Consider the following 24,811-nt stretch of genomic DNA (forward strand, 5'->3'; position numbering starts at 1 on the left):
GTTACTGGTAGCTGGCAACGATCGCGTCGAGCTCGCCGCTGGCCTTTATCGCATCGAGCTCGCGATCGAAACGCTTGGCGAAATCGGCCATGTCCGGCCGCAGCATCAGGCTCAGGCCAAAATCGCTCAAGGCGCCATCGCTGGTCGAGAACTGGCCACGCCAGCCATTCTGGCGGATCATCCAGCGCCCCACCAGGCGATCTGAAATGGCCATGTCGAAACGGCCGTCTCCCTGCAGGAGATAGCTGAACATGTCCCGATCCCTCGGCACATCGAACCGACGGGCCCGGTTGGACTCGAACAGGTCGTGCAGGTAGGGGTACTTGTAGCCCAGGTGGGTGAGGATCACCTTGCCCTTGAGGTCACTTGGGTCGTTGTAGACAAACGGCTTGTCGCCCACGGTAAAGAAGACTTCCTGGACCCGCACGATCGGTAGGGTGAACACGAAATTCTGGGGATGCTCCGTCCATTCCGGTGCCCGTGCGGTCGCATCGATGTAGCCCTCGAGCAGCATACTGTCGACGCGCTTGCGGGGAATCTTGCGGGCCTCGACGTCAAATCCCAGGCGTTGCCCGATGAGCGTCGCCACATCCCAGACGATGCCGGACACCGAATGGTCGCCGACGACGGTGTAGGGAGGATAGCCATTGGGCGAAACGTTGAGGCGTAGCGTTTGCCCGGGCTCCGCATGGGAGCGGGCGGCACACAACAGCACGGCAGAAGCGGCGAGAAGCAATGGCAGTTTGCGCAACATGATTTGGCGAGCCCAAAAGCAAAAGACCCGGTATTGGCGCCAGCAGCGTTCCATAGCGTCGGCCGGGCGGGTCGTCGAATAACAGTGCTGTTTGCTTCCGTGCACCAACGGCCATTCTGCCAAACCTTTCTATCAACGTCCCGTTGAGAATTGTAAAAAATCGCCAATCAATCAATGGGCTGCCCCTTGAAGCCATCGTCGGGGCAGCCCGGTTATGACGCTAGCCCGCATTTCTCGCCAAGGGTTCGGATTTTTGCGTGTTCCTGGCAAAACAGGTGGACCAAATGGGCCGCCGGGCGTGGCCGTAGCCCCGTCCAAGGGCCATTTGGTCCAGATGTGAAGTCAGGGGCAGGCAAAAACCGAACAGATCCAAATTGGATTCCCGGATATGGAGCAAAATTCAATGTAGTTGTCTAATATTAAACGTTATTTTGATATCCGTGATCGGCCTTGGTGAGAAATGCGGCTAGCCCCAGGCCCGCTTGAGAACCGCCAGGGCATCGTCAAGCGTGACTTCGCGCGGGTTGAACATGATCGAACCGTCATCGAGGGCCACCCGAGCGATCCTGTCGAGCTGATCCTGCTCGACGTTGCCAGTCTCCTGCAGCGTTCGCGGCAGTTTGCAGTGCTGGTAGAGGGCATCACGCAGCTTGCGGATGGCGGATATGCATTCCTCCGCCCGGCGGTTGGCCGGCGTGGTGGCGTAGACGTCCGGTCCGGCCATGTACAGCAGCAGCTCACCCAGTGGTTCGCGAATGGTTTCCAGGTTGTATTCCAGGACGTAGGGGAGATACAGGCTCATGCACAGGCCGTGGGGCAGGTGGCAGATGGCACCGGTGGCGTGGCCCAGGGCATGGACCAGGCCTACCATGGAATTGGAGAAGGCAATGCCGGCCATGGTGGAGGCTTCGGCCAATTCGAGGCGGCTGTCCGCATTCTTCGGGTTATCCATCACCTTCAGCAGGTTATTGCTGATTTTCTTGACCGCCGCCGTGGCATAGGCGTCACTCAACGGGTTCTTGGCCATGCAGGTGAAGGCTTCCGTCGCGTGGGTGAGGGCATCCATCCCGGTGGCCGCCGTGATGTGCGGCGGCAGGGTCAGCGTCATGCGCGGGTCGATGATGGCCGCATCCGGCAGCAGGAACGATGAAGTGAAGGGCAGCTTGACCGATTTCTCCGTGTCGGCGATCACGGCGACCGACGTCACCTCCGAGCCGGTGCCGGCCGTGGTGGGTACGACGAAGAACGGTTTCAGCGGGTTTGTGAGAACACCGGCGCCGGCGTAGGCGGAAAGGTCGTCGCCGCCCTCGGAGACCAGGATGTTCACCGCTTTGGCGGTATCTATGGCCGAGCCGCCACCGACCGCAATGATCGAGTCGCATTGCTCGCTGCGGTAGATGCCGGCGATGTCCTTGACCACGTGGGTCGAGGAGTCCGGCGGCACGTCGTCGTAGATGGTGACGATCTCCTGGCCACCTTCCTCGCAGGCTTCCAGCACAGGCTCCAGCAGGCCGGCCGCGCGCACGCCCTTGTCGGTGATCAGCAGGGGGCGACCGGCGCCCAAGCCGGACAGTTCATAGGGGATGTGTTCCAGGGCTGCCTTGCCGGCAATGACTTTGACGGGGCAGAAAAACTCGTAATAACGCTGACTCATGATGCTCTCGCTGTGTCAAAGAATTGGGTGGCAACCTTCAGGTAGATCCGCGCGGCGCTGAGGACCTTCTGCGGTAGCTTGAGGTTGGCCGGATATTCCTTCACCGCCCGGCTGGCCACCAGCTTGGGCAGGATAAAGGCTTCCAGTCGGTTGAGGATGCGGGTCATGCGCAGCGCATAACCGATGTCGCCGTCGACCAGCATGCGGTCGTGGGCAAACGCGACGGAGGTCTTTTCCTGGAATGACACCACCAGGAAGGCATGGGCGATGTGCTTGAACTGGATCGACAGGTCCACCGGACGTGGCGGATTGTCGCCGTGGTAGTGGAAGCGGCCTTCGCCGGTATGCTCCACCACCAGTGATGGCCCCCTGGGGCGGACCATCATCTCGAACAGGAACCCTTCCGGGAGCTCCCGGGCTTCGTCCCGGGCGACCTGGTCCACTTCGCTGATGCCCTGCAGTGCGCGGCCCATCACCTGGAACATCAATTCGACGTATAGCCGCCGGGCCTGCAAGGCCATGGGTCTGAGAGGTTTGGCTAACATGCTCACCCGCCTTTCTTATCGTGTTTACTGATTTTTAGAGCTTTTACTCTATTAAGTCAACTGGCGGAATGATGAACACGCTGTCGGATTGGGCCAGAAAAACGGGATCGGTAACGGAAGATACAAAAAAGGCCCGTAAAAGAGGCTGCGTGAAAACGTCGCGAGCGCGGGCCAGGCAAGGCGGAATTGACCGAAAAAGCGCAGTTTGTGTGCAATAAATGAGCAATTTGAGGTCAATTCCAACGCCGTATGGTCAAGCGCAGCAGTTTTCACGCGGCCTCTTAAAACGGGCCTTTGCAATGGGTTTCCCTAAGCTATCAGCGCTGCAGGGCGGCCAGCTTCTGCTGGGCCTCCTTCGCCAGCTCGCTGTCTGTCTGGGCCACGGCGGAGTAGTACTGCGCGGCCTCTTCCCGGCGATTCTGCTTGACGGCGATGTCCCCGAGCCGGAGGTAGGCGATGGCGGTCGGTACCACCTTGTTGGCCGTTTCCAGGTCGGTGCGCGCCGCGCTGAGTTTGTTGGCATCGAGATAGCCCAGTCCCCGGTAAAGGTGATAGCTGAACATATCCGGGTAAAGCGACACGGCTTTGTCGAAGTCCTGTTGGGCGGCGTCCTGCTTACCCTGTTTTTTCAGGATCTGTCCGCGCAGGGCATAGAACGACGGATCCTTGGGTTCGATCCTGATCGCTTTGTCCAGTTTGTTGATCGCGGCATCCAGGTTACCTTCATTGGCCAGCTTGACCGCCTCCTCCTGCGCGTCGTAGGCCGGCTGTTTGCTGCGCAGGTAGGCCAGCTTGTTATCGTAAACCTGTTCGCCGCGATAACCTCCCGGATCGCCGAGTTTGTCCACGAGCTGCTGGTTGGCCTGGACCCGCTCCCGGGACGGTGGGTGTGAAGCAAACAGGCCATCCACCCAGCTGCTGTTGTGGCCTTCGGCCAGCTTGACGAATATTTCCTGTAACTCGACGGCGGCCTGCGGGTCGTAACCGGCTTTCGCCATGTACTTGACGCCGTAATGGTCCGCTTCCAGTTCATTGCTCTGGCTGTACTGGGCCATGGTCAGCTGGCTGCCCAGGGCCGCGCCACCCATGATCAGCGAGGCGTAGTCGTTGTCCGACAGGGCAATGCCCAGACCGGCGATGCCGGCGTTGAGAATCATGCCCTGCTGCATACGCTGGACGCTGTGGCGGGCGGCGGCATGCACAATCTCATGTCCGAGGACCGAAGCCAGTTGGGCTTCGTCCTCCAACCTGGTCAACAGGCCGCGATTGACGGCGATCTTGCCGGAGGGCAGGGCCCAGGCGTTGGGGACGCTGCTGTTGAGAATCACGAATTCGTAGGGCAGGTCCGGCCGGTCACTGACGGCCGCCAGTTTCTGGCCGACCTGCTGGACGTAGTCCGTCAGCTCCGGATCGGCCTGGTATTGCCCGCCCTGAAGCTGCACGGTGGGCTTGTACTGCTCAGCGCCCATGGCCATTTCCTGGCTTTCCGAAATCAGGGAGAGCTGGCGCTCGCCGGTCACCGGGTTTACCGCACAGCCGCCCAGGGCGAGCAACAGGCCCATCGCCAGGGCTGTCAGGGGCAATCGCAAATGTCTCACTCGTCACTCCGTGAAAGGTGGGGTTTGCTTCAGGTTATAGCATATCGGGTGCCGAACGCGCAGAGGCAATAGGGGAGTGGATCAGAGGTTCCTTAGCGCCTTGTATAATAGAGGTATTTTCGACCATCCATTATGCTTCGGGGATGGGGCGCCGTGGGCGCGCCCGTTCCACGCTGCTGATGGATTGTCTTGATGATACCTCTACTGGACCTGATGGCGCTGGCCTGGTTCCTGATCTGCTGGCTGGGATACAGCGAGTATTCCCGGCGCAAGGCCCACGACCGGCCCTGTCTGTCCAATACCCTCGATCTTTATCGTGAAGACTGGATGCGCGCCATGCTCAAGCGAGGCAATCGGATTGCCGACGCCTCGGTGGTCGGGAACCTGGAGCGCAACGGCGCCTTTTTCGCGTCCAGTTGCCTGTTGATCCTGGCGGGTCTGTTGACGGCCCTGGGTTACACGCAGGAAGTGATGGAGGTTTTCAGCTCGCTGCCGTTTGCCAGCAGTGGTAACCGGTCGGTCTGGGAAATCCGGCTGTTCATGCTGATGTTGGTGTTCGTGTATGCCTTTTTCAAATTCACCTGGTCCATGCGCATGTATAATTTCGCGGCGGTCCTGGTGGGTGGCGCACCCTTGAGCGACGACAAGCAGGTATCCCCGGCTTCCCGCGAAGCCTTTGCCCAAAGCTCGGCACGGGTCTGTAGTCTCGCCGGCGATGCCTTTAACCTTGGGCTGCGTTCCTATTATTATGCGCTCGCCGTGGTGACCTGGTTCGTGCACCCGGCCTGTTTCATCATCGCGTCCACGCTGGTGGTGATTATCCTGTACCGTCGGGAGTTCCGCTCCGATGCGCTGGATACATTGCGGTCGGGCAAGGTGTTCGACGACCCTGTATCAAAGAAAGGCGACGACCAGTAGCGCGGTCCTGCAAGCGCCGTCGTCGCCGTTGAGGTAGTGACTGGCATGAACGATTCCATCCGATTCGACCGGGTCAACCGGTTTATCCATACCCTGGAGCAGGTCCAGGCCCTGGGCATCGATGTGGCGGAAGCACGCGAGAACCACCTGGTGCTGCGTTTGCCCTACAGCGAAAAGATCATTGGCAATCCGGATTCCCGCATCATCCACGGCGGGGCGATCACCACGCTGATGGACACGGCCTCCGGTTCGGTCATCATCTGCGCGCTGGAGGACTTCGAGCTTTGTCCAACGCTGGACCTGCGGGTGGACTATATGCGTCCGGCCGAGCCGGACGAGGCGGTGCTGGCGCGCGCCGAAACCTATCGGGTGACCCGCAACATCATCTTCACCCGCTGCGAGGCCTATCAGGAGAGCCACGGCCAGACTATCGCCAACTGTGTGGCGACGTTCATGCGGATTGGCCGTGAAGCGACGCCCAAGGCGTATCGTGAACTGATCACCGGAGGTGTGGAATGACCAGCGCCGAAACCCTGCGTTACACCCAGGAGACGGGGGATTTTTCCCGGTTGTTGGCCGACATTCCCTACGCCGGGACCATCGGCCTGCTGTGCGATCGCTTTGGCGATGACCTGATCTTCCGCCTGCCGCGCAAGAAGGAAAACCTGGGCAATCCCATCCTGCCGGCGATCCACGGCGGCGTGATTGGCGGGTTTATGGAGCTCTCGGCAGCGATCTACCTGATGATGTCCCAGGAATCCCTGCGCATGCCGCGGATCGTCGACTTTTCGCTGGATTATCTGCGGGCCGGGCTGGACCGGGAAACCTACGCCGAGTGCCGGTTGACCCGGCAGGGCAACCGCGTCGCCAACGTGATGGTCACGGCCTGGCAGAAGTCCCGCAGCCAGCCCATCGCCACCGCCCGGGCCCACTTCCTGATGGAGGACTGAGGCTCGCCGGCCCTCCGTTGCCGGGCGATCAGGCAAGTTCGTTGCCCGGCATCATCCCGCTTTAAGCCCGACCTTGCCCAATACGCTTGAAATGAAAACAAGCGCCCCAATCTTCTTTGCCTAGCCAAGGGTGGTCAGTCGGTAGACCGGCTGGCCCGCTAACAAGACGGGTACTGAGCAAGGAGAACCATTCCCCATGACGGTCGAAACGCAGAAAGAGACTCTGGGCTTCCAGACCGAAGTGAAGCAGCTGCTTCACCTGATGATCCATTCGCTGTATTCCAACAGGGAAATCTTCCTGCGGGAGCTGGTGTCGAACGCCTCGGACGCCGAAGACAAGTTGCGCTTCGCGGCCCTGAAGGATGACAGCCTGTTCGAGGACGATCCCGACCTGAAGATCCGCCTGGACTACGACAAGGATGCGAATACCGTCACGCTGACCGACAACGGTATCGGCATGAACCGTGACGATGTCATCCAGAACCTGGGGACGATTGCCCGGTCCGGTACCGCTGAATTCCTGAACCAGCTGACCGGGGACGAGAAGAAGGACAGCAAGCTGATCGGCCAGTTCGGCGTCGGTTTCTATTCCGCGTTTATCGTCGCCGATCGGGTGGAAGTCTTCACCCGCCGCGCCGGCGAGCCTGCCGGAGAAGGCGTTCACTGGGAGTCTACCGGTGACGGTGAGTTCACCATCGAGAGCGTGGACCGTCCGGCGCGCGGCACGCAGATCGTGCTGCACCTGAAGCAGGAAGCCAGTGAGTTTGCCGATGGCTACCGCCTGCGCAGCCTGGTCAAGAAGTATTCCGATCACATTTCATTCCCGGTCGTCATGAAGGCTGAAAGCAGCGATGAGGACGACAAGGACGCCGAGCCCAAGGACGAGACCGTCAACGAGGCCACGGCACTGTGGACGCTGCCGCGGACCGAAATCGACGACGAGGAATACAAGAGCTTCTACAAGCACATTGCCCACGACTTCGAGGATCCGCTCACCTGGTCCCACAACAAGGTCGAGGGCAAGCTGGACTACACCAGCCTGCTGTACATCCCCAAACGCGCGCCGTTCGACCTGTACAACCGGGACGCACCGCGTGGCATCAAGCTGTATGTCCAGCGTGTCTTTATCATGGACCACGCCGAGCAGTTCCTGCCGCTGTACCTGCGTTTCGTGAAGGGTGTGGTGGATTCCAACGACCTGTCCCTGAACGTGTCCCGCGAGATCCTGCAGAACGACAGCACGGTTGAGAACATCAAGTCCGCGCTGACCAAGCGTGTCCTGGACATGCTGGGCAAGCTGGCCAAGAAGGAGCCGGAAAACTATCAGGGGTTCTGGGATGAGTTCGGCACTGTCCTCAAGGAGGGGCCGGCGGAAGACTTCAGCAACCGCGAGAAGATCGCCGGCCTGCTGCGCTTTGCCTCGACCCACTCCGGTGAGCCGACCGAAAATGTCTCCCTGGCGGATTACATCGAGCGGATGAAGGACGGTCAGAAGAAGATCTACTACATCACCGCCGACAGTTTCACGGCCGCCAAGAGCAGTCCGCACCTGGAGGTCTTCCGCAAGAAAGGTATCGAGGTGCTGATCCTGTCCGACCGCATCGACGAGTGGATGATGGGCTACCTCACCGAGTTTGATGGCAAGCAGCTGCAGGACGTGGCCCGCGGCGAGCTGGACCTGGGTGAGGAAGAGACCGAGGAAGACAAGAAGCACCAGGAAGAGGCGACCGAGGCCCATAAGGGGCTGCTGGAGCGGATCAAGACTGCGTTGGATGATCGTGTCCAGGAAGTGCGTGTCACCAATCGCCTGACCGAGTCGCCGGCCTGCCTGGTGGTGGGTGATTACGACATGGGCGCGCAGATGAAGAAGATCATGGAAGCGGCCGGGCAGAAGGTGCCGGACAGCAAGCCGATCTTCGAGATCAACGTGGATCACCCGCTGGTGGCTCGACTGGAGCAGGAGGCTTCCGACGAGCGCTTCGGCGATCTGGCTGCGGTCCTGTTCGATCAGGCCACGCTGGCCAGCGGTGAACAGATCAAGGATCCCGGCTCCTACGTCAGCCGGCTCAACCGACTGCTGCTGGAAATGAGCAACGCCTGATGCAGTCGATTGTGGTGGACCTGGCCATCAGCCCTGAGGAGTGGATCAAGCTCTATCAGGGCGTGGCCCGTGATGTCCACACCGTGGCCCGGGACGGACGCAGCGTCCGTTTCCCGGCCCGCATCCTGTCCCGCTTTGCCCTCCGTGACGGTGTTCACGGGTCCTTCCGGATTAATTTCGATGCCGAAGGGCGCTTCAAGGATATTGTTCGCCTTTAGCCTTGCCGATCCTTACTTATAGCTATTTTCTTTTAAAGATCTAGCCATAATTGATTGTGGCTTTTTCTTTCGCTGGCCTAGATTTCAGTGGTGACAAGCGCAACAAACGAAGGAGAGGGTCATGGCGATATCGAAGTGGAGTCGGGCGTTTCTTGAGTGGATGGATTACTACGTGAACTATGCGCTTTCCCAGTGAATGTGTATGCAGGTCTATTGCATATATAGCATCCAAGACCTTAAGCCCCTGCCAGGGAAGCAAATGGGTCGCCTTGCCTTCGCTGTATTAGACGGCCGTCCATGGCCGGCTAATACGACCGGGACATCCTTGTCCCTCCTTCGGCAAGGCGACCCATTTGCTTCCGGGTAATCACGAGTTTTCGCGACCCTGCAAAGAGCCTTGAGGGTATTACTGCCGAAGTTGTCCGAATTGCGGGTTGTTCTTATCATGCACACCAATCCCTTCCTTTCGCCCCGCAACGTTCTACAATGGCGCCCAAAGATTCTCTGGATATCCCCATGCGCCTGTTTCTCGCCCCGATGGAAGGGCTGGTTGATTGCTATATTCGTGAACTGCTGACGTCGGTTGGCGGCATTGACCGTTGTGTCACCGAGTTTATCCGGGTGGCGCGCGGGACCTTGCCGGAGCGGGTCTACTACCGCTTTGCGCCGGAACTGAAGCGGGGCGCCAGGACCCGGGCCGGGGTGCCCGTAGCGGTGCAGCTGTTGGGTTCCGATGTGCGGCAGGTGGCGATTCACGCGGCGAAGGCGGCGGAGTTGGGGGCACCCCAGGTGGACCTGAATTTCGGTTGTCCCGCCAAGACGGTCAACAAGCACCGCGGGGGTTCGGTGCTGATGCGCGAGCCGGAGTTGATGCACAACCTCGTGGCTGCCGTTCGGGAGGCGCTGCCTGAGGATATCCCGGTCACCGCCAAGATGCGTCTGGGCTATGACGACCGGTCCATGGGCGTTGCCTGTGGCGAGGCCCTGGAAGCCGCCGGGGCCAGTGAGATCTGTATCCACGCCCGCAGCAAGGTGGATGGCTACCGGCCGCCGGCCTACTGGGAGGAGATCGCCCGGGTTCGCGAACGGGTGCGTACGCCGATTATTGCCAATGGGGATGTCTGGTCCGTTGAGGATTACTGGCGTTGCCGAGAGGTGTCCGGCTGCGACGACGTGATGATCGGTCGTGGCCTGGTGGCGCGCCCCGATCTGGCGCGCCAGATCAAGGCCAGCCAGGCCGGTGAAACCTGTGAGGATTTGCCCTGGTCCGGCGTTGTGGCGCTGTTGGTGGATTATTCCCGCACCCTGCACACCTTCCTGGAAGGCCGCTACGTCACCGGCCGTATCAAGCAGTGGCTGAACTACACGCGTCGTCAGTACCCGGAAGCCGAGGCCTGTTGGCACAAGGTGAAGCGGGTCAGCGAGCCGGAAGCGGTATGCCGGTTGCTGGAGGAAAGCGCCGGGGCTGGTGTCGATTGGCGAGTGAGCGCTTAAGGCTCGGGTGAGGCATGGCTGCGATGGCGGGATGCCACCGCAGCCAACCGGATCAGGCCGGGCGGCCTGTCGCTTTCAGAATAAAAGGCAGGGCATCCGCGGTCGGGATGTCCTGGCGGTCCGCATCGCTGCGGCCCTTGTATTCCAGCGTGCCGGCCTGCAAACCCCGGTCGGAGATGACGACACGGTGGGGAATGCCGATCAGTTCCATGTCCGCGAATTTCACGCCCGGTCGTTCATTGCGGTCGTCCAGCAGTACGTCCAGACCGGCCTGGCGCAGCTGGTCGTACAGCTTTTCCGCCGCTTCCATGACCGTCGGCGACTTGTGCGCGTTCAGCGTCACAACCGCCACTTCAAACGGCGCGATGGCCATCGGCCAGATGATGCCCCTGTCATCGTGGTTCTGCTCGATCGCCGCCGCAACGATGCGCGACACGCCGATGCCGTAACAGCCCATTTCCAGGATGGCGGACTTGCCGTTCTCGTCCAGCACCGTGGCATTCATCGCCTGGCTGTACTTGTTGCCCAGCTTGAAGATGTGGCCTACTTCGATGCCGCGCTTGATTTCCAGGTGCCCATCGCCGGCCGGGCTGGGATCGCCCTCGACGATGTTGCGGATGTCCTCAACCCGGCCCAGGGGCACATCCCGCTCCCAGTTGACGCCGGTCAGGTGGACGTCATCCTTGTTGGCGCCGCAGACAAAATCCGCCATGTGAGCAGCGCTGCGATCCACGATCAGCGGGATGGACAGGCCGACCGGCCCGATGGAGCCGATACCGCAACCCGCGGAGGCTTTGATCTCTTCCTCACTGGCGAACGTCAGGGGCTCGGCCACATCCGGCAGGTTCTCCGCCTTGATTTCGTTCAGCTCATGATCGCCGCGCAGGATCAGGGCCACGAGGCCCTGGTTGCCGTCTTCATCCGCCGCGCCTTTCACGATCAGGGTCTTGATGGTGTGGCTGGCGTCGATATTGAGGAACCGGGCCAGGTTGGCAATGGTGTGCTGGTCGGGTGTGTCGACCTCCGCCATGGTTTCAGCGGGGGCAGGACGCTCACCCGCTGGTGCAACGGCTTCTGCCTTCTCGATATTGGCGGCGTATTGGCCGCCGGTGCTGAAGGCGATCTCGTCCTCGCCGGAGGCGGCCAGCACGTGGAATTCGTGTGAGGAGCTGCCGCCGATGGCGCCGGAGTCGGCCTCCACCGCACGATAGTCCAGGCCCAGGCGATCAAAGATGCTGCAGTAGGTCCGGTGCATGACCTGGTAGGTTTCGTCCAGGCTGGCCTGGTCCAGGTTGAAGGAGTAGGCGTCCTTCATGATGAACTCGCGGGCGCGCATGACGCCGAAACGCGGGCGGCGCTCGTCGCGGAACTTGGTCTGGATCTGGTAGAAGTTGGCCGGCAGGTCCTTGTAGCTTTTCAGCTCGTTGCGGACCATATCGGTAATCACTTCTTCGTGCGTCGGGCCAAAGCAGAAGTCGCGGCCGTGGCGGTCGTTCATGCGCAGCAGTTCGCCGCCGTATTGCTGCCAGCGCCCGGACTCCTGCCAGAGCTCCGCCGGCTGGACCGCCGGCATCAGCACTTCCTGGGCACCGCTCCTGTCCATCTCCTCGCGAACGATCCGTTCCACCTTGCGCAGGACCCGCAGGCCCAATGGCAGCCAAGTGTACAGGCCGGCGGCCAGCTTGCGGATCATGCCGGCACGAAGCATGAGCTGGTGGCTGATGATTTCCGCGTCAGCGGGTGTTTCTTTCAGTGTGGCTATCAGATAACGGCTTGCGCGCATCTCGGGAGTCCGTGCTTCTGTTGTGGTTAACGGGGGTTGGGCAGCCGGTTCGCGCAACGATCGTGCGGACATTGAACCGCTGTCCCGGTAAAGTAGTCCTTTGATTCAATCAAGCTCGCTATTGTACGGAGCCATTGTGATTACGTACAGGCAGGGCGTGCCGCCCGACAGCAATCGAACAGGAAGGACAGGTGTAGCCTATGACCCTCAGTGCCAGCGAAGTGGAGGTGTTGATCCGCGAAGGCGTCCCGATGGCCGGCGACATCGGCTTTCGTGTGGACGAAGTGCGTAACGGTTTTGCGCGGACGCGCGTTCCTTTCGCCGAAAATTTCGTGCGGCCCGGCGGCACCCTGTCCGGTCCCGTCCAGATGGCCCTGGCCGATGCCACCATGTACGCCGCCATCCTGGCCTCTTTGGGCAAGGTGGAAATGGCGGTAACGAGTAACCTGAACATCAATTTCCTGCAGAGGCCTGCGCCCGCCGATCTGGTGGCCGAGGCTGTTGTCCTGCGGATGGGGCGCCGCCTGGCGTTCTGTGAAGTCCGCCTGTTGTCCGGCGGGGAAGAACGACTGGTTGCCCATGTGACCGGCAGCTACGCGCTGCCAGCCTGACGCCCGTTGCGGCCAGGCCGGCGTGTCGCTACCGGTGGACCACGAGGTAAGCCGGAAACCATGATCGATGCACAAAGCGTTTCCCCGCGCCGCCGGCCCTTGCAGGCCCGCAGCCGGGAGCGTGTGGAAACCATTCTCAAGCACGCCACCCTGACCATCCACGATACCGGTGTCGACGGCACCAGCATGTCGGCCATTGCCCGGAGTGCCGGCATGTCGCTGGCCTCCCTGTATCGCTATTTCCCGAATAAGTCCGCGATCGTGAAAGCCATTGCCGAACGGCATGTCGAGAAGCTGGAAACGCTGCTCAGGGAACGTCTGGCCAGCTGCGGGCCGGAAACGATTGTCGAAACCCTGCTGGATGTCTATTACGTCTTCTATCGGGACGAGCCGGCCTACCAGGCTATCTGGGCCGGCGTGGAGGCCATGCCGGAGCTGCAGGCACTCGATCTGCAGGAACTGCACGCCAACGCGGCCGACCTGGACGCCTACCTGGCGGCCAACTGCCCGCAGGTGGCTGCCGGACAGCGACACGCGGCCAGCATGATGTTACCTCGCGCCTGCGGCAGTCTGCTCCGACTGGCCGTGACGGTGCCCGAGCCGGAAGCGGAGATGCTGGTGGGTGAGCTGAAGCGGATGGTGCGGGCGTATCTGGACACATTGATGATGGCTGAGCGTTGATAAGGACGCGTCATGATGTGAAAGCCTGCGTAATCGGACATGGGTCGCGAAGTGGGTGACGGCTGGTGGTGCAGGCCCGGGCGGCCGGTTCCCCGCCCGGAGTAGACGGTTACAGGTAGCCCAGGGGCAGGGCGGTACTGTCGATCACCCGGCGCAGCACGAAGCTGGAATGCACGCCGCTCACGCCCTGGATCCTCGTGATCTTGTTCAGCAGGAATTCATGGTAGTGGTCCATGTCCGGCACCACCACCTTGAGCATGTAGTCCGCGTCCTGCCCGGTGATCAGGTAGCATTCCTGCACTTCCGGGTATTCTCCAACCTGTCGCTCGAACGCCTCGAACCGCTCCGGCGTGTGGCGATCCATGCCGATCAGGATGATGGCCGTCAGCGCCAGCCCCAGTTTCTTGTGATCAAGTATCGTCACCCGGCGTACGATGATGCCGGCTTCTTCCAGGGCTTTGACGCGCCGGGAGCAGGGTGACGGGGACAGTCCTACGCGTTCCGAGAGCTCCTGATTGCTCAGTTCGCCATGGCGCTGCAATTCTTCTAGGATTTTTCGGTCGATACGATCGAGCTTTACGAGTTTTTCAGTATTCACGGCAGACTTCGCTATTTATAACCAAAATATTGGCGGAATCTTTCAATCATGTCCGAGATGGGCGAAAATTAGCAAGCACATTGCGCTTTATTTTTCATATCCTGTCTACGTTGTTTGCGCTCCCGACCGCTTACCGGCCGTGACCCGGAGGCAGGCAACCGGCATCAATCCGATGCCCGTCCCGGCCAAAAGCCAACGGACACAGGAAAGGAGGCCCGTCAGCCTGATGCAGGCGGGCGCCTGTCATTCTCGTTATTACTTGAACTCAGCAAGGAATCGTCATGGGATTCGATCATCGCAAATACGTTGCCTTCCAGCCGGTCCAAAAGACCGATCGCCGCTGGCCCGACCAGGTTATCCAGCACGCGCCGACCTGGTGTGCCGTTGACCTGCGGGACGGTAACCAGGCCCTAGTGAAACCGATGACCGTTGCGCAGAAGCAGCGCCTGTTCGACTTGCTGGTCAAGCTCGGATTCAAGGAAATCGAGATCGGCTTCCCGGCCGCGAGCCAGCCGGATTTCGATTTCTGTCGCAAGCTGATCGAGGAGAACCGGGTGCCGGACGACGTGCGCATCCAGGTTCTGACCCAGGCCCGTCCGGAATTGATTGCACGGACCTACGAGGCCCTTGAAGGTGCCAAAAACGCGATCGTCCATGTCTATAACTCCACGTCGACCGTGCAGCGGGAGAAGGTGTTCCGGATGGATCGCGAAGGCATCAAGGAAATTGCCGTCAACGGTGCGCGCATCGTGAAGTCCCACGCCGAGAAGCAGCCCGGCACCAACTGGACCTTCCAGTATTCGCCGGAGAGTTTCACCGGCACGGAGCTGGATTTCGCCGCTGAAGTGATCGATGCGGTCAACGAAGTCTGGCGTCCCGACCAGGGACAACCGGTCATCATCAACCTGCCGGCCACGGTGGAAATGGCTACGCCAAATGTGTTCGCCGACCAGATCGAATGGATCTGCGATAACGTGAAATACCGCGAGCATTTCCAGATCAGCGTACACACCCACAACGACCGGGGCTGTGCTGTTGCGGCGGCGGAACTGGCTGTGATGGCCGGCGCCGATCGCGTCGAGGGCACGCTGATGGGCAACGGTGAGCGCACGGGCAACATGGACCTGGTGACCATGGCCATGAATCTGTACTCGCAGGGCATCGATCCGACGCTCGATTTGTCCGGCATGGCCGAGATCACCGATGTGGTGGAAGCCTGCACCGAGATCCCGACGCATCCGCGGCACCCGTACGCGGGTGAGCTGGTGTTTACCGCCTTCTCCGGCAGCCATCAGGACGCGATCCGCAAGTGTCTGTCCACCTACAAGGAAGGCGACAAGTGGGAGATCGCCTACCTGCCGATCGACCCGCGTGACCTGGGCCGTCGCTACGAGGAAGTGGTGCGCATCAACAGCCAGTCCGGCAAGGGCGGCGTGGCCTACGTGCTGGAGCGCGACTACAACATCGCCATGCCGCGCTGGCTGCAGATCGAGTTCAGCAAGGTGGTGCAGCAGGCGGCCGAAACCGAAGGCGGGGAGGTGGACTCCGACACCATTCATCGCCTGTTCGAGGAAAAATACCTGGCGGTTCGCCCGGAATGGCGCCTGCGGACCTATGACCTGCATCGCACCGACGACGGTGTGACCGCCACGGTTGAGTTCGGAAGCGAGCGCCTTTCCGGTGAAGGCCTGGGTGCCGTGGAAGCCGTGGCGGCCGCTGTCGAGAAGCGTTTTGATGTGCGCCTGGCGGTGGAAGCCTACGAGGAGTTCGCGCTGGGTGAAGGGACCAATGCAAATGCCATGGCCTGCATCCGCATCCAGGTGAATGGCGAGCCTCACAGTGCGGCGGCGCTGGCCGAGGACACCACGTCGGCGACGCTCCAGGCGCTGCTTTCTGCAGTGGCCAACCATGTGGCGGTGACTGAAACTTCCGCGTCTGGCACGGCAACGGCATAACGCCACCGTTGCCCATAAAAAAGCCGGCACCCTGGGTGTCGGCTTTTTTGTTGACCGGCCATGCCACGGAGGTGGCCGGTCTGTCTTCAAGTGATCAGAGCGGAGTAACGTTTTCCGCCTGCGGTCCTTTCGGACCCTGGGTCACGGTGAACTGGACCTGTTGTCCTTCGGCGAGAGTACGGAAGCCGGATGCGTTGATAGCGCTGTAGTGGACGAATACGTCACTGCCGCCTTCCTGAGCGATAAAGCCAAAACCCTTGGCTTCGTTGAACCACTTGACGTGGCCCGTTTTCGTATCTGACATGAATCTATCCTGTCTATTCCTGAGGGTAAGCCCTTAACGGGAGGCCTCTCCGGGGGGAGAAAGCCGGTGTGCTGAGAACTACAGAGAGTACCGAGGAAGGGACCAACGCAAAGCGACTCAAGCCGACCGTGGTAACGCTTTCACTGAATACCGCTGTCTTTCCACAGCAAAAATCAGTATAGACCCTCTTTGGGACCCGTCAAAGAAAATCTTTGGCACTGGAAACAGGAAGTTGGAGGCCATTGGAGGTTGCGGGCAGGCCCCTTGGGGACCTCGGATTGGAGCGCTGGATGATCAGGCTATAACCAGCCGGTGCCATGCTCGGGCACCGGCTGGTTGTTCGGGAGCTGTCCGGTTTCAGGGTCGGAAACGGCTTTCGATCTCGGTCAGAATGGTGGGGTCGTCGATGGTCGATGGCACCTTGTACTCTTCACCATCGGCGATATTGCGCAACACCCGTCTCAGGATCTTGCCGGAGCGCGTCTTCGGCAGGCGATCCACGATCATGGCCCGGCGGAAGCAGGCCACGGCGCCGATCCGCTCGCGTACCATTTCCACGAGTTCGTCTTCCAATTCGTCGTGCTCAATGGTGGCGCCGTCCTTGAGCAGTACGAGGCCCACGGGCAACTGTCCCTTGAGCTCATCGTGCACGCCAATGACGCAGCATTCGGCAACTGCCGGATGGGAGGCCACCACCTCTTCCATCTCGCCCGTCGACAGTCGATGTCCGGCCACGTTAATCACGTCGTCGGTACGGCCCATGATGAAGACGTAGCCGTCTTCGTCGATATAGCCACCGTCACCGGTGGTGTAGTAGCCGGGCAGGGGGGTCAGGTAGGTCTTGATAAAGCGTGCCTGGTCGCCCCAGATGCCCGTCAGGCAACCCGGGGGCAGCGGCAGCCGGATCGCCACCTGGCCCTGGTCGCCGGGGCGCACCGGCTGGCCGGAAAAATCGAGGATTTGGACGTTATAGCCCGGCGAAGGCACGGTGGCCGAACCGGGTTTGGGGCGTAGGGTCTCCAGCCCCACCGGATTGCAGCAGATCGCCCAGCCGGTCTCGGTCTGCCACCAATGGTCCAGGATCGGCAGACCGGTCTTTTCGCGCAGCCATTCGTAGGTGGGTGGGTCGAGGCGCTCGCCGGCCAGGAGGATGCGACGCAGCGGGGAAATGTCGTATTTTGCCAGGTGATCCGCCTCGGGATCTTCCTTGCGCACGGCGCGGAATGCCGTGGGCGCGGTAAACAGGACGTTGACGCCGTGATCGGCGCAGACGCGCCAGAAGGCCCCGGCATCCGGCGTCTTGACCGGCTTGCCTTCGTACAGGACGGTGGTGCACCCGGTGATCAGCGGACCGTAAACGATATAGCTGTGGCCCACCACCCAGCCGACATCGGATGCGGCCCAGAACACATCGCCCGGCTCCGCACCGTAAACCAGCGACATGCTGTAACGCATGGCCACGGCATGGCCGCCATTGTCGCGAACCACGCCCTTGGGCTTGCCGGTAGTGCCTGAGGTGTAAAGCACGTAGAGCGGGTCGGTGGCCTTGACCGGCACCGGATCGGCCGGTTGGGCGTTGGCCTCCTGTTCGGCCCAATCGAAATCCCGACCCTCAATCATGCGGGCCTCGGCCTGGGGGCGGGCATAGACGATGCAGCCCTCCGGCTTGTGCGCTGCCTGGTCGATGGCGGCGTCGACCAGCGGCTTGTAGGGGATGACCTTCTGCAGTTCGATGCCGCAGGACGCCGTGAGAATCAGCTTGGGCCTGGCGTCATCGATACGCACCGCCAGTTCCCGGGCGGCAAAACCGCCGAAGACGACGGAGTGAACGGCGCCCAGCCGCGCGCAGGCCAGCATGGCAATCACCGCTTCCGGAATCATCGGCATGTAGATAATGATGCGGTCTCCCCGGGTCACCCCATGCTGGGCCAGGGCCCCGGCAAAACGGGCCACCCGGTCGGTCAGCTCGCGGTAGGTGAAGGCCTGCTTCTGGCCGGTCACCGGGGAGTCGTAGATCAATGCCTTCTGGTCGCCGAGCCCATTGCGGACATGGGTGTCCAGGGCGAGGTCGCAGGTGTTGAGTTCACCGTCCTCGAACCAGGTGTAGGTATGCTCGTCGTGGCGTGTCAGGATCTTTTCGGGCGGCTTGAGCCACTCGATCAGGTCCGCTTTCTCTCTCCAGAAGTCATCGGGCGCATCGATCGATTTCCGGAATTCGTCGCGGTAACCCATGGAACCACCTCGCTTTGTTATCGGCATTGTGAAGGAGGATTTACCTTCACTTTAGGTGGTTAATTCCTGGCCGCTACTAGACGATTGGCTAAGGTTTGTCCGGCTGGGGCAGGGGCGCCTGGAGTGGCTCGTCAGTCGCCCCTGGCAGGCGGATCCTCCGGGTATACCGCAGTGACCAGCGCTTCCACATGCCCCTGTCCAAGGCGGGCGGTGATGCTGTCGCCGGCATAGAGATCGGAGGCCCGGCGCACGACCGGCTTTTCGGCGGTGCCCACAATGGCGTAGCCCCTGTCGAGAGTGGCGAGCGGGCTGACGAGCTGTAGAGCCTGCCCGGCATGGGCCAGGCGTTCGCGCTGCTCGCCCAGGCGCCAGTGCAGGGCGCGCTGGAGGCGTTCGCCCAACTGCCCGGTGCGCTCCAGGCGCTCGTTGAGCATGCGTTGCGGGCTCTGGGCCGACAGTCGCTGGCGATTCTGCTGCAGCTGCTGCTCGACACGCGCCAGCCGCTGGCGCATGGTCGACAGCAGGCGGATTTCCTGCTCGTCCAGGCGCTGCTGGTACGCCTGCAACTCCCGGCGCGGATCCCGCAGCCGCTGCCCCAGGTGCCCCAACTGCTGGCCCATGTTCCGAAGGATGCGTTGAATGATGCTCTCCAGGCGGTGCAACTGCTGGTCCAGCGTGCGTAACCAGGCGGACTGATCCGGCGCCAGGTGCTCCGCCGCCGCGGAAGGGGTGGGGGCGCGGAAGTCGGCTACGAAATCGGCGATGCTGAAATCCACTTCGTGGCCCACCGCGCTGACCGTGGGGAGGCGGCATTCGGCGATGGCCCGTGCCACTTTCTCTTCGTTGAACGGCCAGAGATCCTCCAGGGAGCCACCGCCGCGGCCAATGATCAGCACATCGGCCACGCCATGCCGTTCGGCTTTCCGGATGGCGTCCACAATCTCATCGGCGGCGCCGGCGCCCTGCACCGAAGTGGGGTAGAGCGTCACTGGAATACCCGGACAACGCCGTTTCAGGACCGTCAGGATGTCGTGGATGGCCGCGCCGGTGGGTGAGGTGACGACGCCGATGTGGCGGGGAACGGTCGGCACCGGTTTCTTGCGCTCCGCCTCGAACAGGCCTTCCGCCTGCAGCTTCTTCTTCAGGGCCTCGAAGGCCTGCTGCAAGGCGCCCAGCCCGGCGGGCTCCAGGCTCTCCACGATGATCTGGTAGTCCCCGCGGGCTTCGTAAAGCGTCACCTTGCCCCGGATCAGGATCTGGTCGCCTTCCTTCGGCGTCTTGCTGACCCGCTGGTTGTTGCCCCGGAACATGGCGCAGCGGATCTGGCTCTTGGCGTCCTTCAGCGTGAAATACCAATGGCCGGAAGAGGGGCGGGAAAAGGATGAAAGCTCGCCTTCGACCCACACCTGGAGGAAGGAAACTTCCAGTAAATGGCGCACCTGATGGTTGAGTTCACTGACCGAAAGCGCTCGCGGCCGGGACGTATTGGCTGTTATATCCATAATTTGTAGGGGTTTTCCGAGAATCGGAACATTTAAAAACGGCGAAAATTCAAAAAGATAAGCAAATATGGGGCGTGAATTCAGGTTTACTGTCCATTCACACCCTCATATAATAGATCGATTAAAGGGAGCGATGATAAACGCGCTTCGGCAACTCCTCCAGCGTCGCATCGAGAGAAGGGCTGCTGAAGCGTTTGTTTTATCTGATATCCCTGATTTCTGCCGGACCTGGCGCACGCTGTATCGATTGCAAGGGTTTCCAGTGCCGGGGTTTTCAGGGGCAGGTCTCCCGAAAATTTAGCACGTTAAATTAAGGCGGGTCCCATGCTGCGTATTGCCGAAGAAGCCCTCACGTTTGATGACGTCCTCCTCGTTCCTGGTTATTCCGAAGTCCTGCCCAAGGATGTCAGCCTCGAAACGCAGCTGACAAAGGGCATATCCCTCAATATCCCGCTGGTGTCTGCCGCCATGGATACCGTCACCGGTTCCGAGCTGGCCATCGCCATGGCCCAGGAAGGCGGTATCGGCATTATCCACAAGAACATGACCGTTGAGCAGCAGGCGGCCGCGGTTCGCAAGGTCAAGAAATACGAAAGTGGCGTGGTGAAGGATCCGATTACCGTGTCGCCGGACACCACCGTGCGTGAGTTGCTCGATATCACCGCCGCCAACAGCATCTCCGGCCTGCCGGTCGTCGACGGCCGTGACCTGGTGGGGATCGTCACTGGGCGCGACATTCGCTTCGAAAGCCGGCTGGACACCCGCGTTTCCGAGATCATGACGCCAAAGGAAAAGCTGGTCACCGCCCCCGAAGGCGCCAGCCTGGACGAGGTCAAGAACCTGCTGCACCGCAACCGCATCGAGAAAGTGCTGGTGGTGAACGACGAGTTCCAGCTCAAGGGGCTGATCACGGTCAAGGATATCCAGAAAGCCAAGGACTATCCGTTGGCCTGCAAGGACGAGCAGGGCCGCCTGCGCGTCGGCGCCGCGGTCGGAACCGGTGGTGACACCGAGGCCCGGATTGCGGCCCTGGTTGAAGCCGGTGTCGACGTGATCGTGATCGATACCGCCCATGGCCATTCCCGTGGTGTGATCGAGCGGGTGCGCTGGACCAAGCAGAACTACCCCGACGTGCAGGTGATCGGCGGCAACATCGCTACTGCTGACGCCGCGATCGCCCTGGCCGACGCCGGCGCCGATGCGGTCAAGGTCGGCATTGGTCCCGGTTCCATCTGTACCACGCGGATCGTGGCCGGTATCGGTGTCCCCCAGATTACCGCCGTTTCCAACGTGGCCGCCGCCCTGAAAGAGCGCGGCGTGCCGCTGATCGCCGATGGCGGTGTGCGCTTCTCCGGCGATCTGGCCAAGGCCCTGGCGGCCGGTGCCTACAGCGTCATGGTCGGCAGCCTGCTGGCCGGTACCGACGAAGCGCCGGGCGAAGTGGAACTGTTCCAGGGGCGGAGTTACAAGGCCTATCGTGGCATGGGCTCCCTGGGTGCCATGGGGCAGGGTTCCAGTGACCGTTATTTCCAGGACGCCAGCGAAGGTGTCGAGAAGCTGGTGCCGGAAGGCATCGAAGGCCGGGTGGCCTGCAAGGGCCCGATGCGTGCCATCGTTCACCAGTTGATGGGCGGGGTGCGCGCCTCCATGGGCTACACCGGCTGCGCCAACATGGATGAAATGCGGACGAAGCCTGAGTTCTCCCGCATCACCAACGCCGGCATGCGCGAGAGCCACGTCCACGACGTGACCATTACCAAGGAAGCGCCGAACTACCGCGTGGGCTGATCGACCGCGCTTTCGGTTGTTTTAATGAGGTCTTGAGACCGGGTCCGGGGTGCGGGATATTTTCCTGTACCCCGTTCGTTTTTTCTGAATTGAGGATTTCATGGTTCAAAATATTCATGACCACCGCATTCTGATCCTGGATTTTGGTTCCCAGTACACCCAGCTGATTGCCCGCCGCGTCCGTGAGATCGGTGTCTACTGTGAAATCCGCCCGTTCGACATCACGCCGGAAGAGCTGGACGAGTTCCGTCCCAGGGGCATCATCCTGGCCGGTGGTCCCGAGTCGGTGACCGAGCTGGGTGGTCCGCGTGCGCCAGAGGGACTGTTCGATCGTGATCTGCCCATCCTGGGTATTTGCTACGGCATGCAGACCATGGCCGAGCAACTGGGTGGCCGTGTCGCCAGCTCCGAGAAACGTGAATTCGGCTATGCCCAGGTGAAGGTGCGGGCTGACGGTCCGCTGCTCAAGGACATCACCGATCATCTGACGGAGCAGGGCGAGTCGTTGCTGGATGTCTGGATGAGCCACGGCGACAAGGTCGTCGTCATGCCTGAAGGATTCGAGCTGTTGGCGTCCACCGAAAGCGCACCGATCGCCGCCATGCAGGACGTTGACCGCAAGCTCTACGGCGTGCAGTTCCACCCGGAAGTGACCCACACCCTGCAGGGCAAGCGCATCCTGGAGCACTTCGTGCTGAACATCTGTGACTGCGAGGCGCTGTGGACGCCGGCGCAGATCGTTGATGACGCCGTTCGCCAGATCCGGGAGCAGGTGGGTTCCGAGAAGGTGCTGCTGGGCCTGTCCGGTGGCGTGGACTCATCGGTCACCGCAGCGCTGCTGCACAAGGCGATCGGCGACCAACTGACCTGCGTGTTCGTGGACAACGGCCTGCTGCGCCTGCACGAGGGCGACCAGGTGATGGACATGTTCTCGCGCAACATGGGCGTGAAGGTGATCCGCTCCGACTCCGAGGACCTGTTCCTGTCCAAGCTCAAGGGCGTCACCGATCCCGAGCAGAAGCGCAAGGTCATCGGCAACACCTTCATTGACGTGTTCGACGACGAGGCCGCGCGCATCAAGGACGTCAACTGGCTGGCCCAGGGGACCATCTACCCGGATGTCATCGAGTCGGCGGCCTCCAAGACCGGTAAGGCCCACGTCATCAAATCCCACCACAATGTGGGCGGTCTGCCGGAGACCATGAAACTCAAGCTGGTCGAGCCGCTGCGGGAACTGTTCAAGGACGAGGTGCGGCGGATCGGTCTGGAGCTGGGCCTGCCCTACGACATGCTCTACCGCCACCCATTCCCGGGACCGGGCCTGGGCGTGCGTATCCTGGGCGAGGTGAAGAAGGAATACGCCGAGATCCTGCGCCGCGCCGATGCCATCTTCCTGGAAGAGCTGCATCGAGCGGACCTCTACCACAAGGTGAGCCAGGCGTTTGCCGTGTTCCTGCCGGTCAAGTCGGTGGGTGTGGTCGGCGATGCGCGGCGTTACGAGTATGTCATCGCGGTCCGCGCCGTTGAAACCGTGGACTTCATGACCGCACGCTGGGCGCGCCTGCCTTATGAGGTGCTGGAGACGGTGTCCAACCGGATCATCAACGAAATTTCCGGCGTGTCGCGGGTGACCTACGACATTTCCTCAAAACCGCCGGCGACGATCGAGTGGGAGTGATTGCCGGGCGTCTGGCGTTTTGGCTGGAGTTTGGTTATTTAGCCGTCAAGCCATAGGCTTCGGGAAACGCCGTATCGCAAGGACCCGGGTCGTGCCGCGCGGGTGCCCGTCAGGATGAACATAAGGGAGCAGGATGCTCCCGTCTATCCGCCCGACCGGCCCGGGTAAACTCCTCCCTATCTCTATCGGACTCTCCCTGTAATGCCCGGCCTTGACCTCCTGGCTGGGTAAAGATCGCGCCCGGATACCGGTTCGCCTGGCGCGGCTCACCGCGCCAGTGTTCGGCCGGATTCGTCAGTAAGACCAGCCGCATCGACTGAGGCAGATGGGTTGGGCCGCCTATGGACTCCGGTTTGGTGGGGCGGTATTCCAACCAGCGGGGCATGCTGTCCGGGCAGCACGTGCGAGGCCCGCTAAAACGGTAGATCCTGCCACTCTCCACTGGAAAAATAGTCATCCAAATGGTCGATCAGATGCCGTACCGCAGGCGATAGGTGTTTGCGTGAAGGGTACAGTGCATAGATGTCCATGACCTTGGGTTGCCATTGCGGCAACACCTGCACCAGTGCGCCCCGCTCGAGCGCGCTGTTGGCCAGATAGGTAGGCTGAAGGCTGACTCCCATGCCGTGAATCGCGGCGTTCAGCAACACCATGGCTTCGTTGGACTTAAGCTGGCAATTCACTTCTATCGATTCATGGCGCTGATCGCGACGCAAATTCCAGACATGGTGCTCGAAGTTCTCATGCCCCAGGCATTGATGCGCCGCCAGGTCGGCCGGCTCCTCCAGCTTCGGCGCGGAATCCAGGTAAGCCTGAGAGGCCACCAATACGGAATCGCACTTCGCGATCGGACGTCCAATCAACGAAGGATCGGGACTCGGTGTGATGCGAATGGCGAGATCAATACGCTCGGCAATCAAATCGACAGTCCTGTCCTGGACGTCTATGTCGATGTCGACCCGCGGATGTCTGTCCATAAAAGACTTCACGGCCGGGATAAGCTGTGCAAAGCCAAACGAGAGGCTCGCCGTCACGCGGATCCTGCCTGAAAGCTCACTGTGCACCATGAGCTGGTTTTTCAAGCCCTGTGCCTGTTCGACCCACGCCTGTACCTCCTGCAAACACCGTTCGCCTGCCGATGTCAGCGACACCTTGCGTGTCGTGCGGTTGAGTAAACGCACGTTCAGCCAGTTTTCCATAGCTTCCACATGACGGGTCACCATCGGCCGGGACATCTCCAGGCGTTTGGCGGTCGCGGTAAAGCTCTGGGTACTGGCGACGTCGATGAACACTGTGGCGGCAGTCAATCTATCCATAATATGCACGAATAATGAAATAAAGATGCACATTATTAGTTGTATATCCGATCAAGTTCAATCCCTAAACTAAACCCCACGTTATGACCAGTCCCGCACCCTGGACGCACCAGGCGGGGAAACGAATAGCA

The 24,811-nt window shown here is 61.1% G+C and carries 21 protein-coding genes; 11 read left to right on the forward strand and 10 right to left on the reverse strand.

What is annotated here, in order from left to right; genetic code table 11:
- Window position 1: 1 nt before the first annotated feature.
- From EZI54_RS13260 to EZI54_RS13275, 4 genes are all read right to left on the reverse strand, one after another.
- The gene (locus EZI54_RS13260) at window positions 2–754 is read right to left on the reverse strand and encodes a substrate-binding periplasmic protein (RefSeq protein WP_242674459.1); all 753 of its coding nucleotides are present in this window, start codon (window positions 752–754) and stop codon (window positions 2–4) included.
- A gap of 466 nt (window positions 755–1,220) precedes the next feature.
- On the reverse strand, window positions 1,221–2,408 hold the full coding sequence (locus tag EZI54_RS13265; protein WP_131482371.1) for an iron-containing alcohol dehydrogenase: 1,188 nt from the start codon (window positions 2,406–2,408) through the stop codon (window positions 1,221–1,223).
- Entirely contained in the window at window positions 2,405–2,953 is a 549-nt protein-coding gene (locus tag EZI54_RS13270; protein ID WP_131482372.1) for a hypothetical protein, read from the reverse strand. Before EZI54_RS13270 ends, EZI54_RS13265 begins: the two co-directional genes overlap by 4 nt.
- A gap of 317 nt (window positions 2,954–3,270) precedes the next feature.
- The gene (locus EZI54_RS13275) at window positions 3,271–4,515 is read right to left on the reverse strand and encodes a M48 family metalloprotease (protein ID WP_131482414.1); all 1,245 of its coding nucleotides are present in this window, start codon (window positions 4,513–4,515) and stop codon (window positions 3,271–3,273) included.
- Window positions 4,516–4,743: 228 nt separating this feature from the next.
- On the opposite strand from EZI54_RS13275, the gene EZI54_RS13280 reads away from it, so the two are divergent.
- The 6 genes from EZI54_RS13280 to EZI54_RS13305 all read left to right on the forward strand — a co-directional run bounded on the left by EZI54_RS13280 (window position 4,744) and on the right by EZI54_RS13305 (window position 10,232).
- The gene (locus EZI54_RS13280; protein WP_131482373.1) at window positions 4,744–5,469 is read left to right on the forward strand and encodes a DUF599 domain-containing protein; all 726 of its coding nucleotides are present in this window, start codon (window positions 4,744–4,746) and stop codon (window positions 5,467–5,469) included.
- A 45-nt stretch (window positions 5,470–5,514) separates the two neighbouring features.
- Window positions 5,515–5,988, forward strand: coding sequence for a PaaI family thioesterase (locus tag EZI54_RS13285; RefSeq protein WP_131482374.1), 474 nt, complete (start codon window positions 5,515–5,517; stop codon window positions 5,986–5,988).
- Entirely contained in the window at window positions 5,985–6,419 is a 435-nt protein-coding gene (locus EZI54_RS13290; RefSeq protein ID WP_131482375.1) for a PaaI family thioesterase, read from the forward strand. Before EZI54_RS13285 ends, EZI54_RS13290 begins: the two co-directional genes overlap by 4 nt.
- A 196-nt stretch (window positions 6,420–6,615) precedes the next feature.
- Complete coding sequence (gene htpG / locus EZI54_RS13295) at window positions 6,616–8,520, forward strand: molecular chaperone HtpG (protein WP_131482376.1); 1,905 nt, start codon at window positions 6,616–6,618, stop codon at window positions 8,518–8,520.
- Window positions 8,520–8,738 carry a DUF2835 domain-containing protein gene (locus tag EZI54_RS13300; protein ID WP_131482377.1) on the forward strand — a complete coding sequence of 73 codons (219 nt, stop codon included), beginning with the start codon at window positions 8,520–8,522 and terminating at the stop codon, window positions 8,736–8,738. The genes htpG and EZI54_RS13300 overlap by 1 nt, the downstream gene beginning before the upstream one ends.
- Window positions 8,739–9,254: 516 nt before the next feature.
- Complete coding sequence (locus EZI54_RS13305) at window positions 9,255–10,232, forward strand: tRNA dihydrouridine synthase (protein ID WP_131482378.1); 978 nt, start codon at window positions 9,255–9,257, stop codon at window positions 10,230–10,232.
- A gap of 52 nt (window positions 10,233–10,284) precedes the next feature.
- On the opposite strand, the gene EZI54_RS13310 is transcribed toward EZI54_RS13305, so the two are convergent.
- A complete protein-coding gene (locus EZI54_RS13310; RefSeq protein ID WP_131482379.1) occupies window positions 10,285–12,015 on the reverse strand; it encodes a proline--tRNA ligase in 1,731 nt (576 codons plus the stop codon).
- A gap of 200 nt (window positions 12,016–12,215) precedes the next feature.
- Between EZI54_RS13310 and EZI54_RS13315 the strand changes: the two genes are divergently transcribed.
- The gene (locus tag EZI54_RS13315) at window positions 12,216–12,626 is read left to right on the forward strand and encodes a PaaI family thioesterase (protein WP_131482380.1); all 411 of its coding nucleotides are present in this window, start codon (window positions 12,216–12,218) and stop codon (window positions 12,624–12,626) included.
- 60 nt (window positions 12,627–12,686) lie between these two features.
- The gene (locus EZI54_RS13320) at window positions 12,687–13,307 is read left to right on the forward strand and encodes a TetR/AcrR family transcriptional regulator (RefSeq protein ID WP_131482381.1); all 621 of its coding nucleotides are present in this window, start codon (window positions 12,687–12,689) and stop codon (window positions 13,305–13,307) included.
- A gap of 109 nt (window positions 13,308–13,416) precedes the next feature.
- Here the strand turns inward: EZI54_RS13320 and EZI54_RS13325 are convergent, their stop codons facing one another.
- Complete coding sequence (locus EZI54_RS13325) at window positions 13,417–13,905, reverse strand: Lrp/AsnC family transcriptional regulator (protein WP_131482382.1); 489 nt, start codon at window positions 13,903–13,905, stop codon at window positions 13,417–13,419.
- A 281-nt stretch (window positions 13,906–14,186) separates the two neighbouring features.
- Between EZI54_RS13325 and leuA the strand changes: the two genes are divergently transcribed.
- Entirely contained in the window at window positions 14,187–15,860 is a 1,674-nt protein-coding gene (leuA, locus tag EZI54_RS13330) for a 2-isopropylmalate synthase (RefSeq protein WP_131482383.1), read from the forward strand.
- Window positions 15,861–15,954: 94 nt separating this feature from the next.
- Here the strand turns inward: leuA and EZI54_RS13335 are convergent, their stop codons facing one another.
- The 3 genes from EZI54_RS13335 to xseA form a co-directional block, all read right to left on the reverse strand.
- Complete coding sequence (locus EZI54_RS13335; protein WP_111495917.1) at window positions 15,955–16,164, reverse strand: cold-shock protein; 210 nt, start codon at window positions 16,162–16,164, stop codon at window positions 15,955–15,957.
- A gap of 357 nt (window positions 16,165–16,521) precedes the next feature.
- Complete coding sequence (locus EZI54_RS13340; protein WP_131482384.1) at window positions 16,522–18,396, reverse strand: propionyl-CoA synthetase; 1,875 nt, start codon at window positions 18,394–18,396, stop codon at window positions 16,522–16,524.
- Between the two features lie 131 nt (window positions 18,397–18,527).
- Entirely contained in the window at window positions 18,528–19,898 is a 1,371-nt protein-coding gene (gene xseA, locus EZI54_RS13345) for an exodeoxyribonuclease VII large subunit (protein WP_131482385.1), read from the reverse strand.
- 324 nt (window positions 19,899–20,222) lie between these two features.
- Here xseA and guaB point away from each other — a divergent pair, with 324 nt between their 5' ends.
- Together guaB and guaA are read left to right on the forward strand one after the other, a co-directional pair.
- A complete protein-coding gene (guaB, locus tag EZI54_RS13350) occupies window positions 20,223–21,686 on the forward strand; it encodes an IMP dehydrogenase (protein WP_131482386.1) in 1,464 nt (487 codons plus the stop codon).
- 100 nt (window positions 21,687–21,786) lie between these two features.
- Window positions 21,787–23,364, forward strand: coding sequence for a glutamine-hydrolyzing GMP synthase (gene guaA, locus EZI54_RS13355; protein WP_131482387.1), 1,578 nt, complete (start codon window positions 21,787–21,789; stop codon window positions 23,362–23,364).
- 413 nt (window positions 23,365–23,777) lie between these two features.
- Here the strand turns inward: guaA and EZI54_RS13360 are convergent, their stop codons facing one another.
- Entirely contained in the window at window positions 23,778–24,713 is a 936-nt protein-coding gene (locus EZI54_RS13360) for a LysR family transcriptional regulator (RefSeq protein WP_242674460.1), read from the reverse strand.
- Window positions 24,714–24,811: the final 98 nt, after the last annotated feature.

The sequence above is a fragment of the Marinobacter halodurans genome (assembly GCF_004327985.1).
GTDB lineage: Bacteria > Pseudomonadota > Gammaproteobacteria > Pseudomonadales > Oleiphilaceae > Marinobacter_A > Marinobacter_A halodurans.